The following is a 16761-nucleotide window of genomic DNA, read 5'->3' on the forward strand; positions in this document are numbered from 1 at the left end:
ATCGCGTTGTGCGTCGGTGAAGTCGTCGGGCTTTAATGAGGCTTCAGTGCGGTGTTGATAGAAGTTATCGAGACCACCAGAGACAATGGTTTCTGCGATCGCTAAACAACCATAACAACAAAACGATTGTTGTTCTCCGCCAATCTCAATCTTTGCGCTAAAGCCTTTTGGAATCTCTTCATTGCAGTGGTAGCAAGTCTTGCACATGTGTTGCCAACCTAGTCCTGCGACTTGCTAGCAGTCTCGTTATTTTCGGTGCCACCTATATTAAGCGTTACTTTTCCTGTCGGGAAGGTGACTTCTTCTCTAATCCGCCAGCTTTCGTCAAAGGCATAGAGGTCGACATATCGACGGCCATCAACTGGTGATGTTAAATCTCCAACAAACTGGCCTGATGGTGTCGGCAGAAGCTTGATAACTTGATCTTGGTCTCCCACGGTTGGGTGTAGAATCTTCAAGGTTAAAAAGGCTTGTTGTTGGAGAGTAGGGTGATACTTGTCACCGACTAGCTCAATAATGATGGCTTGATCAACAATTTCTAAGGTTGGTTTCAAGCCGAGGTCATCCGCCATATTATCTTGTTCAATCGTCTGGTTTATACCCATGCCATCCTTGTAATAGTTGTCGCTAACCAGAGTGTCACGACCAACAACAGCAACAGTTACCATAATGCTGCTGAGTATAACCGAAGCAATAGGTACGCTCAGGACAAACCAAAGCCACGGCTGTTTGAACCATGGTTTTTTAGCTTGTTCATCTTGTGCTGCTTTCATTTCATTACCTCGGTTGTGCTTAGTTAATTTCTATTGTGTCGCTTTATTCAGCGCTGCCTAAAAAGCGGCTTTCGCTTGATGCGACCAAGTCTGGGTTATCTGTAGCCTTGACGGTAATCTCAATATCATAGTGGGTGACTTCCATATGTATGGGGTCGACTTCTATGCTAGTTGGTTGAGTGTATACTTCTCCGGCTTTCACGGATACCGTAGTGGGTGTGGTAATCTTTATCCCTTCAATGCCTTTGACGGTAATGTCAAAATCATGGGGTTCATCGCTCATATTCATAACTTTGAGAATATAAGTGTTTTCGATTTTACCTAAACCCGTTAGCTGGTATAAAGCGCCCCGATCTTTTATTACGTCTAACTCTAGTGGAACACGTGTTGCAACGGAATAGGCAAACGCACCCATCATGCCGAGTAATAATACAGCGTAGGCAATGGCTTTGGGTCTTAGTATATGGCTCTTCTTACCGATGAGGGCATTCTCAGTGGTGTAGCTGATTAGACCTCGGTCATACTTCATTTTGTCCATGATTGAGTCACAGGCGTCGACGCATAAGGCGCAGCCAATACACTCATACTGAAGCCCATCACGAATATCGATGCCCGTTGGACAAACCTGTACACACATGCCGCAGTCAACGCAGTCGCCAAGGCCTTGTTCTTTATAATCAACATTACGTTTGCGGCTTCCTCTTGGGTCTCCACGACCTTTGTCGTAGGAAACAACAAGTGTGTCTTCATCAAACATTACAGATTGAAAGCGTGCATAAGGGCACATGTATAAACAAACTTGTTCACGTAACCAGCCAGCATTCAGGTAGGTTGCAACTGTAAAGAAGCCAATCCAGAATATTGCCCAGGCGTCGACTACACTAAAGGTGAACAGATCTGGAACTAACTCACGAATAGGGTAGAAATAACCGACAAAGGTCAGGCCGGTGCCAAAGGAGACCAATAACCAAAGAGTGTGCTTAAGGGTCTTTTTGATCATCTTTTCAGAGCTGAATTCCGCTTTATCAAGCTTCATTCGTTGGTTCCTGCTCCCTTCAACCTTTTCCTCAATCCACATGAAAATAAAGGTCCAGGAAGTTTGTGGGCAGGTATAACCACACCAGACGCGCCCAAAAAGGGTGGTGACGAAAAACAGACCGTAGGCACAAATGATTAGAAGCAGTGCTAAAAGAACGAACTCTTGTGGCCAGAATGTCATGCCGTAGATATGGAATTTACGTGCAGGGAGGTCGAAATGAACCAGTTGCTGGCCGTTGATTGATATCCAGCAAATTGAAAAGTACATGGCCATCAAGGCCCAGAGTGAAAACTTCCTGATTCGCTGAAAAAGACCGGCAATTTTTTTGACGTAGATTTTTTTTCGAGACTCGTAGAGCTCGACGGTCTTACTGACGTCTGCTTGCTTTGAATCTTGGCCGTAGACTTCCAGTTTCTGCGTACCGGGTTCGATATTTTGGGCTGGGATCTTCTTAGACATAGGCAACGGCTTCCATATCTAGTGGAGGAAAGGTTTCTTTTCTAGAAAGTCTGTGATGAGCAAAGGCTGTCTAGAGAAGAGATCTTATATTCTGTGAGAGTGGGCCTGGCTACTCAGCCAGGCCCACGAGTCTCAGACAGTCTTATTTGTTAGATAAGCTGTAAACGTAAGCTGCAAGTAGGTGAACTTTGTCTTCACCAAGTAGGTCTTTTTGTGCTGGCATTACGCCTGCTCGACCATAAGTGAGTGTTTGATTGATCTTAGATGCCGTGCCGCCGTAGAGCCAAACATCATCTGTTAGATTTGGTGCGCCGACGGCTTGATTACCCTTAGCCTCAGCCCCATGACAGGCTGCACAGGCAGTCTGGTACATCGCTGCGCCGGCATCAACAGCTGCTTTATCATCACTACGTCCACTAAACGAAAGTAAGTAATGAGTCATATTTTGTATGTCAGTTTTGCTCATAGCGGGATTTAAACCTTTGGCAGGCATTTGACCGTTTCGACCATACAGGAGGGTGGTTTTGATCGCGTCTGGACTTCCACCATATAACCAGTCGTGGTCAGTCAGATTTGGAAAGCCTAATGCGCCGCGACCTGTTGATCCGTGACATACTGAGCAGTTATTAGCAAACAAACGCTGTCCTACTTTCATTGCTTCGGCATCTTTGGCGAGTTCTTCAATTGGCTTTGCCGCGTAGGCTTTGAATATAGGTGTGTACTTTTCATCAGCTTCAGCAACTTCTGCTTCCCATTGACCGGTAGAAGACCAGCCTAAGAAACCTTGGAAGTTACCTAAAGTCGGGTACAGCAATGCGTATGCGAATGCAAAAACAACTGAACCGATAAACATATGGAACCACCACTTTGGAAGTGGATTATCGTACTCTTCGATCCCATCGAAGGCATGGGGCATCTTTTGTTCAGTCTCTTCATCTGTAGTTTGGCTTTTTCGGGTGGCTACTAGCAGCCATGTACTACCGATCAAAGTACCGATAATAATGACTGAGACCCATACACTCCAAAAACTAGTCATGTTCTTCTCTCTCTTTTTCGCTCAAGGTACGTTCCGCGATATCGTCATCCTGAAAGGGCAGGTTGGCTGCATCGTCAAAATCTTTTTTCTTTTTGCCGTTATAGGCCCATAAGCATATGGCGACAAAGGCGATCATGACCAAGATGGTAGATAGACCGCGTAACGTGTTGATATCCATAATATTGGTTCTTACTTGTTCTTAAGAACGGTGCCAAGCTGCTGTAGATACGCAACCATAGCTTCGATTTCTGTTTTACCTTTCACCGCTTCTGCTGCACCGGCAATGTCTTCGTCGGTGTAGGGAACGCCTACTGTACGAAGTGCTTCCATTTTCGCAGCAGTACCTTTGTGGTCTACGATAGCTGTAAACAACCAAGGGTAGGACGGCATTTTGGACTCAGGTACAACATTACGTGGGTTATAAAGGTGAGCACGTTGCCAGTCGTCACTATAGCGACCACCAACACGAGCCAGATCAGGACCAGTACGCTTAGAACCCCATAGGAATGGGTGCTCATAAACATGCTCTCCGGCAACTGAGTAATGACCGTAACGTTCAGTCTCAGCGCGGAAAGGTCTGATCATCTGCGTGTGACAGGTGTGACAACCTTCACGAATATAGATATCACGACCCTCAAGTTCTAAAGCGGTATGTGGCTTCAGACCTTCAATGGGGGTTTGCATGTCTTTGTGGAAGAACAGTGGAACTGCTTCTACCAAGAAACCAAAACTGATAGCTACGACAATCAGAGGGATCATCAAGCCAAGGTTTTTTTCTATTATCTCATGATTCATTGACTCTTCTCCTAAGCTGCTTCAGTCACGGTATCAAGTGCTTTCGCATCTTTCTGCTTAATGGTTAGCCAAACGTTCACGGCCATGATAAGCATACCTGACAAGAAGATAGCACCACCAATTGCACGAACAAGATAACCAGAATGACTTGCTTCTAAAGACTCTACAAAGCTGTAGGTAAGGGTACCGTCATTGTTTACTGCACGCCACATTAGGCCCTGCATAATACCGTTTACCCACATTGCGGCGATGTATAGAACCGTGCCGGCAGTCGCTAACCAGAAGTGTAGGTTGATCATAGACGTGCTATACATTTCTTTAATGCCATAAAGCTTTGGAATCAAGTGATAAACCGCACCGATAGAAATCATCGCTACCCAACCGAGTGCACCAGAGTGAACGTGCCCAATAGTCCAGTCAGTGTTGTGAGATAGCGCGTTTACAGTCTTGATAGACATCATCGGACCTTCGAAAGTAGACATGCCATAGAAAGAAAGCGATACAACCAAGAAACGTAGTACTGGGTCAGTACGTAGTTTATGCCATGCACCAGAAAGCGTCATCATACCGTTGATCATACCACCCCATGATGGAGCTAGTAGGACTAGGGACATGATCATGCCCGCACTCTGTGCCCAGTCAGGAAGAGCGCTGTAATGTAGGTGGTGAGCGCCTGCCCATACATATAAAGAAATCAGTGACCAGAAATGAATAATAGATAGTCTGTAAGAATAAACTGGCTTGCCAGTCTGTTTAGGAACGAAGTAGTACATAATGCCCAAGAAGCCTGCCGTCAGGAAGAAACCAACAGCATTATGGCCATACCACCACTGCATCATCGCATCGACAGTACCTGCGTAAGCAGAGTAGGACTTCCAGAACGTGACTGGAATGGCCATGCTATTCCCGATGTGTAGAATCGCGACAGTGATAATAAATGCGCCATAGAACCAATTTGCAACATAAATGTGCTTGGTCTTACGCTTCATTATGGTACCAAAAAAGAGGACGCCATAGGCTATCCAAACTAAGGTGATTAGAATATCGATCGGCCACTCAAGCTCTGCGTATTCTTTTGCGCTAGTAATGCCTAGTGGCAAAGTGATCGCTGCTAGAACGATGACCGCTTGCCAGCCCCAGAACATGAATGACGCGAGGGTGTCCGAGACCAGGCGTGCTTGGCAAGTCCGCTGCACCACATAAAACGATGTAGCAAATAGAGCACTACCCCCAAAAGCAAAGATAACTGCGTTAGTGTGCAGTGGGCGAATACGACCGAAGCTTAAATAAGGTGAATCGAAGTTTAGCTCTGGCCATACTAATTGAGCAGCGATAAGAACACCGACGGCCATGCCGACAATACCCCATACCACCGTCATAATGGCAAACTGTCTTACAACTTTGTAGTTGTAAGTGATTTGGTTGGTCTCTTTGCTCATCGTTGAGGGTCCATTATTCTACATAAAGTGGAAACGCAAAAAATAAGGAATGTAAACCTTGCACACATCGCTTATTTTTTTACTACCTAAGTAATGATTTAGGGGTAGGTTAATACCCCCAAATCGGCTAGGCGTGAAGGGTACTGATCAGAAAGGACAAAATCAATCTTTTATCACGAAAGTTAGGGGGGAAAGTTGATGTATATCAACTTGGTTTAAGCCGATGGAATGCGCAAATGACTTATATAATAATGACTTACAAAAAATGAGGTTTAATTTGCTATTTTTTAAGTATCGAGATAGATTTTTGGAGTACAGTTTGCGTTGAATGGAGCAAGACGCAACTGTACTCATTGAGCAGATTGCAGAGAAGATGTTTAAGGCATTTCCAAAACGGTAACTTTTTCTTCTCTTTCTAGCATGAGGTTTAACTTGTCCATCATTTCCTTGCGTTCGTGGGATTGTTGCCATGCTTGCCAATCTTGAGTGCTACGCCAGTTGCAAAGGATGACTCGGTGTCTTGAGTTGGTAATATCTTTTAATGACTCCCCAGAAATAAAGCCCGGAGCTCGAATGGCTTTTTGTAGCGTTTGTTTTGCAGTATCCTCATAGTTTGCTTCCAGTGATTCCGCGATGGATCTTTCGATAATAACCCTAATCATGGCATGCCCCTCCAGTGTGCTGTTGTTTTAAGTATAGATTAAAAAAGAGAGCTAGATGTTACATCAACACCTTTTGGATACTCAAGGTTTGTATTGTCCTGAACCTGTTATGATGCTGCACTCAAAAATTGACGAGATGCAAAGTGGGGACGTGGTCAAGGTAATCGCTTCCGACCCGGCCACTCAGCGTGATATACCAAAATTCTGTCAGTTTCTTGGTCATGAACTGCTCGATCAGAGCCAGGAAAACGGCAATTATATTTATCTGCTGAGAAAAGCCTGAAAGTAGTTCTCATGTCGATGTTTCGAGTTTGCACTTTTCAGATCATGCTCTATCTTTTTAGAATGCACCTTTAATTATTCAAATATAGATTGTCAGGTGCTTGCGATATAAATATTAGCTAAAGTTGATTTGGGTATCTATGACTGACAGTGCTACGGGTAGTGTGAAAGTTTCCGTTAATAATTCTTGTACTACTCTCTATATCAGTGGAAGTTTCGCATTTCATTTGCAGAGCGAATTCCGATCAGCTTACTAAAAGGAGGTTGGTGACAGCCGTCTGGTTCAGGTTGATCTCTATGATGTCGAATACATGGATAGTTCCGGTTTGGGAATGTTGCTGGTCATGAAGAAGTTTCTAGACGGTGCAGGTGTGGCCTATGAGATCGTTCGTTCGCGTGGGCAGACCTATGACCTGTTGAGCATGACGCACTTTAATCAGTATTTCAGCATCAATGGTGAGAGTCCGGCTCCTTCGTTGGCTAAATAGTTTTCTGATTCGGTTAGTACAAATAAAAGAAAGGAGTTGCAGTTATATGCGTGATAATGAAGTAATCAAATGTATTCAGGACTTATTCTTTCAGTCGTGTAAAGACTTGTTTGAAAACCTGGATTGCAATGTAGGCTTGATGGTAGATAAACCTGAGCGCCTTGAAAATTGCCCTATTGCTTGCATTGACGGCGGTTCATCAGATATCGAATTCAAAATCGCTTTGGAGCTTCCTTTGCCTGTACTGGCCTTAACTTACCCAGTGGGTGAGGGGATTACCAAAGTTGAAGAGGACCGCTTGGAAGACTGGATTTCTGAGCTTTCAAACCAGTTGATTGGTCGTTTAAAAACTAAGTTGATAGCGCATGAGTGCTTTATCAGTATTGGTTTTCCGGCCACTTTTTTTGGTGTTAATGTCGATGACTTATTAGCTGAAAACAGTACGATCGATTCATATTATTTTGATATTGATCGTGAAGTTGCAGGATGCAGTATTTCTATTGAGGTATATGATGAAGCCTTATCATTCTGCTTGGAGGCAAATAGCCATGAAGAAGACCAAAATGAAGGTGAGTTAGAACTTTTCTAATATTGCGCTTCAATTTATTGTCTTACCAGCGCCTGCCCCAGGTGCTGATCGAAGCCATTGGCACTAATTTCCCCTACGATTCTCAGATCCTTGATTTCTTTGCCTTTTTTATCAAACAGCAGGATAGATGGTGGGCCGAAGAGGCCAAACCTTTCCAGTAGTGCCTTATTTTCATCTGTATTGTCGGTCACGTCTGCCTTAACGAGATAAAATTGACGTAGCTTGCTGTCGATATTAACAAGCGGAAAAACCTCATTCTCCATTACCTTACAGCTGATACACCAGTCGGCGTAAAAATCTACCAATAGAGCTTGGCCGTTTTGCTTTGCAATGGCGAGATGTTGTTCAAGCCCGGTATTCGAATAAATAGTATTGAAAGGGAGCTTGTTAGGTTTCTGTGTGTTGGTTTGCTGGTTGCTAATCAGAGTTTCCAGGGGGTTGAGTGGGTTTGTGGCTTGAGTAAGTGAGCCAATAAATAATAATGCGGCGTATAAGGCCAGGAGCAAGCCTAAACCTTTAGAGACTCTTTCTATTCCAGGCTTAGCTGCATCAAAAGCACCCATCTGGCTTGCTGTTAGGCCGCATAACAACGCCCATAAAAATAGCGAAACTGACTCAGGGATAACACGGCTAATGAGCCAGATTGCCACGGCAATTAGCATTATGCCGAAAGCGTATTTTACTTTGTCCATCCAGGCGCCGGCTTTAGGGAAGAACTTACCGCCACCTATAGCGATCAGGATTAATGGCACACCCATACCCAAGCCCAGAGCAAATAATGAAAGGCCTCCGATAACTGCGTCTGCTGTACTGCTTATATAAAGTAACGCACCTGCGAGCGGGGCTGAGACACACGGTGAAACAATTAGTGCTGATAGTGCACCGATAAAGAATACGCTGGTGATATGCCCACCATTAAGGTTTTGGCTGGTGGTATTGAGGCGGTCTCTTAAGAAAGCGGGGAGTTGCAGCTCGTAAAGGCCGAACATAGCTAAGGCAAGCAAAATAAATATTGCCGAAAATACGCTTAATACAATTGGGTCTTGCAGGGCTGCCTGTACATTGGCTCCCGCACCGAGCAGTCCTGTCACCACGCCTGCTGCAGCATAGGTTGCCGCCATACCGATAACGTAGGCTAGGGAAAGCATAAAGGATTTACCGACCGTTGGCTTTTGCTGGCCAGCAATAATGCTGGTAATAATCGGGATCATTGGAAACACGCAAGGTGTAAAGGTCAATCCGATCCCGAGTAAAAAGAATATTCCTACAATCGCCAGCAGGCTACTGTTCTGAATAAAGCTAAAGACGCCCGCAGCGTTTTCAAAGTCTGGGCTTTCTTGAGATGAAGGCGTTTGTTGCTGGTTGGGAGCTTGAAGCTTGTTGCTAGTTGTGTCGCTATTACTTTTTTGCGCTACATATAAGACCTTTTCGTGCTTTGGTGGGTAGCACAAGCCTGCATCTGCACAGCCTTGGGAGCTTATTTTAATCTCGACATCACTTAGTGAAGCATCGACGTCAATAGGAAGAGCAATTTCAACGTGCTTATAGAACGCATGAACCAAGCCAAAGTAATCATCCTGTTTAGGCTTTCCCTGGCTAGAAAATTCGGGAGGGCCAAGCTTTACCAGAGGTTCTAATGACTTATCGACAAGGCGGAATTTGAAGCGTTCTTTGTATAAATAGTAGCCGTCAGCTATTTCCCAAGACAGCTTTAAACCATTGTCTGTAGGCGATGAGCGAAATTTGAATGCCTCATCAACCTTTAGGAACTCATTCTGGCTTGATTCAAATAATCCCTTGCTATCTGAGCTAGAAAAACTAGTACCGCCAGAGGAATATGCGTCGGAGGTGAATGTTCCAAGAGTTAGGTAGATAATAACTAATAGGATATTTCTCATACTGGTTCAAAACCTTGCGATTGCATATATTGCACTTTAGATATAAATCTACTGTGTTGGTTCAATCAAAACTGTTAAATAGAACGATAAGAGGCAATAGATTTGTATAAATTCGTAATCATGCCATTATAAGTCGCTTTTGTGGGCTTGAAGATTAATATTCGATTAGATATTCCCAGGCTGCAAAAGTTTGATTGGTCGTAAGAAGGATTGTTAATCCGGTGGTAAATACTGAACAACAGCGCACCCAGTCCAGCTGTGAAAATAAGCTCGTTGATACAGCATTTGCTGATGTCACAGAATTAGTTAGAATTTTCAATAACTTGTTTATAACTCTCGAAGGTACTGAGTTGGTGGTGGGGGCTGATGAACCTCTCTATCTGCCAGCCTCGGAGACGGGTGGTTTATGCCAGGTTATTTCAAGGTTTGATTACTTCTCAAGCGCATTACATGAAATTAGTCATTGGTGTATTGCGGGTAAAGAGCGGCGCAAGTTAATTGATTTTGGTTATTGGTATGAGCCAGATGGGCGCAGTGACCAACAGCAACGCGAATTTGAGAAAGTCGAGATTAAGCCGCAGGCGCTTGAGTGGATTATGACGGAAGCTTGTGGAATGCGCTTTCGTTTGAGTGTCGATAATATTGCTCAGCCAGATGTTGGGGCGAGTAAAGAGTTTATCTGTGAGGTGGCTCAGCAGGCGGCTGACTACATAGAAAATGGCTTACCTGAAAGAGCTAACTTATTTGTTCAAGCTTTGCTAAGTCACTATCGGCCTGATTGTCGGTGCCTGGAAAGTGACGCATTTTCACTTGATAGGCTAAGCTAATGACAGTTTTAAGCAAATTAGCGGCTAATTAGGTGTATTCCGCTTGCAAGGCAGGGTTAGGGGGCATAAGCTCTCAGGTCAATATTTTAAGTGTTACTAGAGTGTATTCTAAATGAAGTTAAGTGGTTTTTTTGGTAAGAAAAAGCAAGACGAGTCGAATAAGGCACAAGGTGCCTCGACCAAAACTAACAAGCCTGCTTCGGCAAAAGAAGGGGGCGCCAATAAACCTCAAGCAAAGAAACACCCAAAACCTGAAACAGCAGGTAAGCCTCAACACAAAGGTGGCAAGAAAGGAAGCGCTCAAGCTAATGTACAAGAACAAGGGGCGAGTGTAGCGCCAAAAAAACAGGCTTGGAGTGCTGAGCAATATGTCGTAGCGCCCGAGGAAGGCAAGACCCGCTTTCACGATTTAGGTTTGCAGAATGACTTATTGCATGGCATCGCTGATCTGAAATATGAATATTGCAGCGACATTCAGGCAGAATCTTTGCCCCACACCTTAAAAGGCTATGACGCCATCGGCAAGGCTGCTACGGGTACCGGCAAAACGGCTGCCTTCCTGATTACCATTATTAATGACTTGCTATCTCGACCAGTGCCAAAAGGTGATCGTTATGCAAGCGAGCCTCGAGCACTGATTATTGCGCCAACACGAGAGCTGGCGCTGCAGATAGAGAAAGATGCTGTTGCCTTGACTAAACACATGGATATGTCGATTTATTCCGTACTGGGTGGCATCGACTACCAAAAGCAAAAAGACTATGTGCGCAATACCGTTATCGATATTCTGGTTGCAACACCTGGGCGCCTGATCGATTTCCTCAACAGCAATGACTTGTACCTGGATCAGATCGACTTTTTGGTTATTGATGAAGCTGACCGTATGTTGGATATGGGCTTCATTCCTGATGTTAAGCGTATCATTAGTAAGTGCCCAAGAGAGGATAATCGTCAGACCTTATTGTTTAGCGCGACCTTTAGTGATGATGTGCTGAACTTGGCAAACCGCTGGACGGTTAACCCTGTTTTCATTGAAATTGAAGCCGAGCAGCTGACGACTGATAAAGTCGAGCAGAAGATATTTATGGTGCCTACCGATGAAAAGCTGGAAATAATTTGCCGCTACATTGAGGAAAACGATGTTAAGAAGGCCATTATCTTCGGTAATCGTCGTGATGAAACGCGTCGCCTTGAAGCTGAGTTGAAATCTAAAGGTGTTAAAGCTGCGCTGTTATCGGGTGAAGTTCCCCAGCATAAACGCATCAGAACACTTGATCAGTTTAAAAATGGCAAAATAGAAATCTTGGTTGCAACTGACGTGGCAGGGCGCGGTATACACGTTGATGGCGTGAGTCATGTATTCAACTATAACCTTCCTGAAGACGCTGAAGATTATGTTCATAGAATCGGTCGAACAGGACGTGCAGGTGAAAAAGGAATCTCTATTTCCTTCGCCTGTGAAGACGATGCCTTCCTGCTTCCAGAGATAGAAAAGTACATTGGTATGAAACTTCCATGTGAATATCCTGCACACCTGGTTGGAAAATAAATTAATAAGACGGTTTTGTTTGAAGAATGAAAATTGTTGCTGATGAAAATATCCCCTTACTCACACGTTTTTTTGGTGATTTAGGTGACATTGTTAAGTTGCCCGGGCGGGAGATTAAGGCGGAACATTTGAGTGATGCAGATTTCTTGATAGTACGCTCAGTAACCAAAGTAAACCGTGAGCTTTTAGAAAACAGTTCAGTTAAGTTTGTTGGAACATGCACCATCGGTATTGATCATATTGATACTGATTACCTTGATCAGCAGGGCATTCGCTACTGTAATGCGCCTGGCTGTAATGCTAACTCTGTTGTTGAGTATGTTTTAAGTTGCTTATCAATTCTAACCGAAACTCATTCGCTCGATTTAGGCTCGGTAACAGTCGGTATTGTGGGTTATGGCAATGTTGGTAGCTTACTTGCTGCGCGCTTGGAGAAGCTGGGAATCAAGTTTAAAGCCTGTGACCCGTTTTTGGATGATGATTCACTTGTATCATTTGAAGAAGTGATGCGCTGCGACCTGATATCACTTCATGTGCCCTTAAGTAAAGAAGGTACGCATCCAACCTACCATATGATCGATAAGCAGGTGCTTGAAAGCTTGCAGCCAGAGCAAATTCTGATTAATTCGAGTCGGGGGCCGGTTATCGATAATGATGACCTGAATGACTTCCTAGATCATCAGCCACAGTTTACCGCTATCCTTGACGTGTGGGAGAGAGAGCCTGAGCTTAATGTCGAATTGGCTCGCAAAGTCTTTATTGGTACGCCGCATATTGCCGGCTATAGTTTTGACGGTAAGGTCTTGGGGACTGAAATGGTTTACCGGGCCTTATGCCAGTTTTTAGGTTTACCATCTCGCCACTCTTCTGGGCAATTCTTAGAAGAGCCGCCTTTGTCTAAAATGGCCTTTACTTCAAATGCAGATGTTGATTGGTCTATTCATACTGCAATTCGAGCCTGCTTTGATGTGCGTCATGACCATAGTTTACTGCAAGCCAGCTTACGCTTACCTGATGAAGAGCGATGGCAGGCCTTTGACCGCTTCCGAAAGAACTACCGCTGCCGGCGCGAGTTTTCAGGTGTAAAGATTCAATTGAAGAAAGTTAACTCAGAATTGCTAAGTAAGTTTAAGTCTTTAGGTTTTAATGTTAAGTCCTAAAATTGATACCTTAATAATGATAATAAGAGGTTAAGTGTGGCTGAGAAGCTTGATGATTCCCAAGATAGGCCAGTTGCGTCTTTTGCGAACTTAGGTTTATCAATTGGGGCGGCCGTCACTTTAGAAACAATTTCTCCTGCACGTAAGTATCAGGTAAACCTAATTGGTTTTGTTGAAAATCGTAGCATATTAATTTCTTCTCCCTTGAGAGAAGGTAAAGAAGTGCTTCTGGACAAAGACAGTACAGTGGCCGTTCGGCTTTTGGTGGGTAAGCAAGTCTGTGCTTTTGAAACTCGTGTCGCCTATCGTTCAATTCAGCCTTATAGCTATTATCACTTGGTTTATCCTGAAGAAATTACCGCGCTCCAGATTCGTAACTCTGAACGTGTCACGACAAATATTGAGGCTGAAATAGATAGCGACTTCGATATTTTTGGTGAATGGCCTAAACCTGCTTATATTGATAACTTAAGCAAAACTGGTGCAAGAATGTCTTCTCCCCAGTCATTGGGTGAAAAGGGGCATGAGCTTTTGGTGTCTTTTGAGCTGAGTGCGAGCGGTGTGACTAAGAGAATTTGCCTTCCGAGTATTATCCGCAATATAGAGCTAAATACCGATGAAGAAGTTGGTGAGGAAGGTCGCTATATTGTCGGTATTCAGTTTGTGAACCTGACTGATGAGTATGTGTTAACACTTTCCAGCTACATTTACGAAAATGAACGAAGATAAGGCAATGAGCCAAGCAAGTTTTACTTTTGGTTTGGTGCTTAACCCTCTAGCTGGAATGGGTGGGCCGGCTGCGCTTAAAGGTAGTGATGCAGCATCTACCACAGAAATAGCGATTTCCAGAGGCGTAGAGGCCAAGGCGGCCGATAGGCTAAGAGCGGTTTTAGTCGGTCTGAAAGATTTAGTTTTGCAGGGTAGATTGGCTTCAGTATCATTTTTGTGTGCAGGTGGACAGATGGGCGGAGATATCTGTTCAGAGTTTGCAGATGTCTTTGATATCGAGGTTTTGTTCCAGCCTCCTGAATTAACTCGAGCTGACGATACGCGTGCAGCCGCAGCCGAGATTATGAAACGCTCAATAGATATCCTGTTGTTTGTCGGCGGTGATGGTACTGCGCGTGATATCTACACGGTGATTGGTGATCAGCAGTGCGCTTTAGGGATTCCGGCAGGTGTAAAGATGCATTCTGGCGTATTTGCGGTAACACCTAAGGCGGTGGTTTCGGTGGTAGAAAGTATGGCGAGTCATCGTTTAGTGTCAGCCCGTATGGCAGACGTGAGAGATATTGATGAGGATGCTTTTGCCAAGGGGCTGGTTAAGACTCAGCATTTTGGTGAAATGCTGATACCGGACGATCAGCTTCTGGTTCAGTCGGTTAAATGTTCGGGCATGCTGGATGATGAGTTGATGCTTGAAGAGCTTTGCTCATTTATGAGTGAAGAATTAGAAGATGATACTTTGTATGTCCTCGGCTCAGGCGGCACCTTACAGCACTTGAAGGAAATGATCGGTTTGGAGCAGCCAACATTGCTGGGTGTTGATGTGTGTTTCTTTGATGGTGTAAATGTCACGCTTATCGCGAATGACGTTCATGAGGCTCAGCTATTTGAATTGCTGCAACAATATCCCAGGGTAAAGGTGATTCTCTCTGTTATAGGTGGGCAGGGGATTGTTTTAGGGCGTGGTAATCAACAAATTAGTCCACGAGTTCTTCGGCAGGCCGGTCTCGGTAACCTTCAGTTTATTTCGACTCAAGAAAAAATTAGAGCCCTTAATGGTCGGGCTTTGCATGTTGATAGCGGTTGTGACGAACTTGATAAGCAGTTATCTGGCTTTCATAAAATAATATGTGGCTATGATGATGCACTTATGTACGAGATTAGTTATTTGTCTTAAAAATATAAAAGGAATTAGGTGCACGACCCTGATGTTATTACCCCTCAGTGCCAGCTTCAGGCGGGGCTTTTGACAGCGCTAGATCGTTGTGTGCGGAAAGGGTTGTGGTCTGTTAGTTATCAGAGTATTTGTGAATCAGATGTTGCATGGCTATCGCGAGCTGGCTTGAGGTGCCATGCTTCATAATATGATTGAGTGTATCGATATTCGGCAAGCCCTTCAGGCCTTCAATGATTGGATGAATTTGCTCAGTTAAGACATTAATTTGCTGGTCGTGGCAGATGCTGGACATCAGCTTAAGACCCTTTGAAGTTAGGGTCGCCTGATCAATAGCTTCTTGCTTAAGAGTGCTTTCAAACTTAATGAAGCGCTCTTGCTCGAGCCAAAGCATAGCGCCAAAACAACTTTGAAAACGATCGCTATGTAAACCGTACTCATCAGCTTGGTCTGGGCCTGAGATATCCTCGACGAAGACGTTGCTCTTCATCGGGAAACTCATATACAGTTGCTTCAGAATTTTGGTGCAATCGAGAAAAAACTCTTCAATATGGATGCTGAACATTTAAATGGCTGACCCTAGTTCTCTTCAGGTAATTGTTCGTAAGTTTTTAGGAACAATTCAAAACGCTGAATTGCATCTTCCAGAACGTCTACCCGTGGAAGGAATACGAATCGGAAGTGCTGAGTATCACTGAGGTTAAAGCCTGTTCCGTGAACGATAAGAATACGCTGCTGTTTGAGCAAGTCCAAGACCAATTTTTCGTCGTTTACGATCGGGTAAATCTCAGGGTCTAGTTTAACAAAGAGGTAAAGCGCGCCATCAGGCTTGACGCATGAAACGCCCTTAATATCATTGAGCATTTTCCAGGCAAGCTCACGCTGCTCCCATAAGCGTCCGCCCGGAACGATTAGGTCATTGATACTTTGATAACCGCCCAAAGCGGTTTGAATCGCGTATTGAGCGGGTACATTACAGCAAAGTCGCATTGACGCGAGCATATCGATGCCGTCGATGAAATCTTCAGCATAATGCTTAGGACCGGTAATCATCATCCAGCCAGACCGGTAACCGGCTGCACGATGGGTCTTAGATAGGCCATTGTAGGTCAATGTAAGGACATCTGAAGACAGCGACGCAAGGGGTGTGTGAGTTGCGCCGTCATATAGAATTTTGTCGTAGATCTCGTCAGCTAATAGCATCAGCTTAAACTCTCGAGCAAGGTCGACCAACTCTTTCAGTAAGCTTTCAGGGTAAACCGAGCCGGTCGGGTTGTTCGGGTTAATGACGACAATTGCTTTGGTATTGTCGTTAATTTTACTGCGAATGTCCTCGACGCTTGGGTACCAGCTAGACTCCTCATCACATAGATAATGCACAGGCTTACCGCCACTTAGCGTTACAGCAGCCGTCCATAGAGGGTAGTCAGGTGAGGGGATTAACACTTCATCGCCGTCATTTAGCAGAGCCTGCATAGACATAACAATGAGCTCACTTGCGCCGTTGCCTAAATAGATATCTTCTATGTCAACATTGAGAATGTTTTTTGACTGATAATGCTGCATAACGGCTTTACGTGCAGAGTATAAGCCCTTTGAATCACTATAGCCTTGAGCGTTAGGCAAGTTACGAATGACGTCGGTTTGTATTTCTTCAGGTACGTCGAACTCAAAGGGCGCAGGGTTGCCAATGTTAAGCTTTAGGATTCGATGGCCTTCTTCTTCTAAACGCTTGGCTTCTCGCGCGACTTCCCCTCGAATGTCGTAACACACATTATCAAGTTTGGAAGATTTTTTGATGATTTTCATGACGCAAGAATCCATTAAATTAAGAAATTAAATAAGGCTATCTTTTTACTATAGAT

Annotated in this window: 19 protein-coding genes; 8 read left to right on the forward strand and 11 right to left on the reverse strand. The window is 44.4% G+C overall.

Annotation, left to right across the window (positions count from 1 at the left end):
- From A3757_RS13945 to A3757_RS13980, 8 genes are all read right to left on the reverse strand, one after another.
- Positions 1-207 (reverse strand): heavy metal translocating P-type ATPase metal-binding domain-containing protein (locus A3757_RS13945; protein ID WP_156506325.1); only part of this gene is annotated, 207 nt, incomplete at its 3' end.
- Between the two features lie 11 nt (positions 208-218).
- Positions 219-773 carry a FixH family protein gene (locus A3757_RS13950; RefSeq protein ID WP_068514731.1) on the reverse strand — a complete coding sequence of 185 codons (555 nt, stop codon included), beginning with the start codon at positions 771-773 and terminating at the stop codon, positions 219-221.
- A gap of 43 nt (positions 774-816) precedes the next feature.
- The gene (ccoG, locus tag A3757_RS13955; RefSeq protein ID WP_068514732.1) at positions 817-2271 is read right to left on the reverse strand and encodes a cytochrome c oxidase accessory protein CcoG; all 1455 of its coding nucleotides are present in this window, start codon (positions 2269-2271) and stop codon (positions 817-819) included.
- Between the two features lie 142 nt (positions 2272-2413).
- Positions 2414-3307, reverse strand: coding sequence for a cytochrome-c oxidase, cbb3-type subunit III (ccoP, locus tag A3757_RS13960; RefSeq protein WP_068509683.1), 894 nt, complete (start codon positions 3305-3307; stop codon positions 2414-2416).
- Positions 3300-3485 (reverse strand): CcoQ/FixQ family Cbb3-type cytochrome c oxidase assembly chaperone, encoded by a 186-nt coding sequence (locus A3757_RS13965; protein ID WP_068509685.1) that lies wholly within the window; start codon positions 3483-3485, stop codon positions 3300-3302. The genes ccoP and A3757_RS13965 overlap by 8 nt, the downstream gene beginning before the upstream one ends.
- Before the next feature lie 11 nt (positions 3486-3496).
- Positions 3497-4102, reverse strand: coding sequence for a cytochrome-c oxidase, cbb3-type subunit II (ccoO, locus tag A3757_RS13970; RefSeq protein WP_068514735.1), 606 nt, complete (start codon positions 4100-4102; stop codon positions 3497-3499).
- Between the two features lie 11 nt (positions 4103-4113).
- Complete coding sequence (gene ccoN, locus A3757_RS13975) at positions 4114-5541, reverse strand: cytochrome-c oxidase, cbb3-type subunit I (RefSeq protein WP_068514738.1); 1428 nt, start codon at positions 5539-5541, stop codon at positions 4114-4116.
- Between the two features lie 377 nt (positions 5542-5918).
- A complete protein-coding gene (locus tag A3757_RS13980; protein ID WP_068509864.1) occupies positions 5919-6203 on the reverse strand; it encodes an antibiotic biosynthesis monooxygenase in 285 nt (94 codons plus the stop codon).
- A 55-nt stretch (positions 6204-6258) separates the two neighbouring features.
- Between A3757_RS13980 and tusA the strand changes: the two genes are divergently transcribed.
- The 3 genes from tusA (at position 6259) to A3757_RS13990 (ending at position 7562) form a co-directional block, all read left to right on the forward strand.
- Positions 6259-6486: a sulfurtransferase TusA gene (gene tusA, locus A3757_RS13985; protein WP_068509866.1), complete on the forward strand. Its 228-nt coding sequence runs from the start codon at positions 6259-6261 to the stop codon at positions 6484-6486.
- Between the two features lie 277 nt (positions 6487-6763).
- Positions 6764-6973: an STAS domain-containing protein gene (locus tag A3757_RS26855; RefSeq protein WP_255374988.1), complete on the forward strand. Its 210-nt coding sequence runs from the start codon at positions 6764-6766 to the stop codon at positions 6971-6973.
- A gap of 46 nt (positions 6974-7019) precedes the next feature.
- Positions 7020-7562, forward strand: a complete 543-nt coding sequence (locus A3757_RS13990; protein WP_068514739.1) for a hypothetical protein — start codon at positions 7020-7022, stop codon at positions 7560-7562.
- A 14-nt stretch (positions 7563-7576) separates the two neighbouring features.
- On the opposite strand, the gene dsbD is transcribed toward A3757_RS13990, so the two are convergent.
- The gene (gene dsbD, locus A3757_RS13995; protein ID WP_068514744.1) at positions 7577-9460 is read right to left on the reverse strand and encodes a protein-disulfide reductase DsbD; all 1884 of its coding nucleotides are present in this window, start codon (positions 9458-9460) and stop codon (positions 7577-7579) included.
- A gap of 221 nt (positions 9461-9681) precedes the next feature.
- On the opposite strand from dsbD, the gene A3757_RS14000 reads away from it, so the two are divergent.
- The 5 genes from A3757_RS14000 (at position 9682) to A3757_RS14020 (ending at position 14899) form a co-directional block, all read left to right on the forward strand.
- Entirely contained in the window at positions 9682-10287 is a 606-nt protein-coding gene (locus A3757_RS14000) for an elongation factor P hydroxylase (protein WP_082865405.1), read from the forward strand.
- A gap of 112 nt (positions 10288-10399) precedes the next feature.
- The gene (gene rhlB, locus A3757_RS14005; RefSeq protein WP_082865404.1) at positions 10400-11836 is read left to right on the forward strand and encodes an ATP-dependent RNA helicase RhlB; all 1437 of its coding nucleotides are present in this window, start codon (positions 10400-10402) and stop codon (positions 11834-11836) included.
- 26 nt (positions 11837-11862) lie between these two features.
- Entirely contained in the window at positions 11863-12996 is a 1134-nt protein-coding gene (gene pdxB / locus A3757_RS14010; protein ID WP_068514747.1) for a 4-phosphoerythronate dehydrogenase PdxB, read from the forward strand.
- A 36-nt stretch (positions 12997-13032) separates the two neighbouring features.
- Complete coding sequence (locus tag A3757_RS14015; protein ID WP_068514750.1) at positions 13033-13725, forward strand: flagellar brake protein; 693 nt, start codon at positions 13033-13035, stop codon at positions 13723-13725.
- A gap of 4 nt (positions 13726-13729) precedes the next feature.
- Complete coding sequence (locus A3757_RS14020; protein ID WP_068514798.1) at positions 13730-14899, forward strand: ATP-NAD kinase family protein; 1170 nt, start codon at positions 13730-13732, stop codon at positions 14897-14899.
- 112 nt (positions 14900-15011) lie between these two features.
- On the opposite strand, the gene A3757_RS14025 is transcribed toward A3757_RS14020, so the two are convergent.
- On the reverse strand, positions 15012-15461 hold the full coding sequence (locus tag A3757_RS14025; RefSeq protein WP_068513932.1) for a hypothetical protein: 450 nt from the start codon (positions 15459-15461) through the stop codon (positions 15012-15014).
- 14 nt (positions 15462-15475) lie between these two features.
- Entirely contained in the window at positions 15476-16705 is a 1230-nt protein-coding gene (locus tag A3757_RS14030; protein ID WP_068514753.1) for a pyridoxal phosphate-dependent aminotransferase, read from the reverse strand.
- Between the last annotated feature and the right edge of the window lie 56 nt (positions 16706-16761).

This window comes from Oleiphilus sp. HI0117, assembly GCF_001635235.1.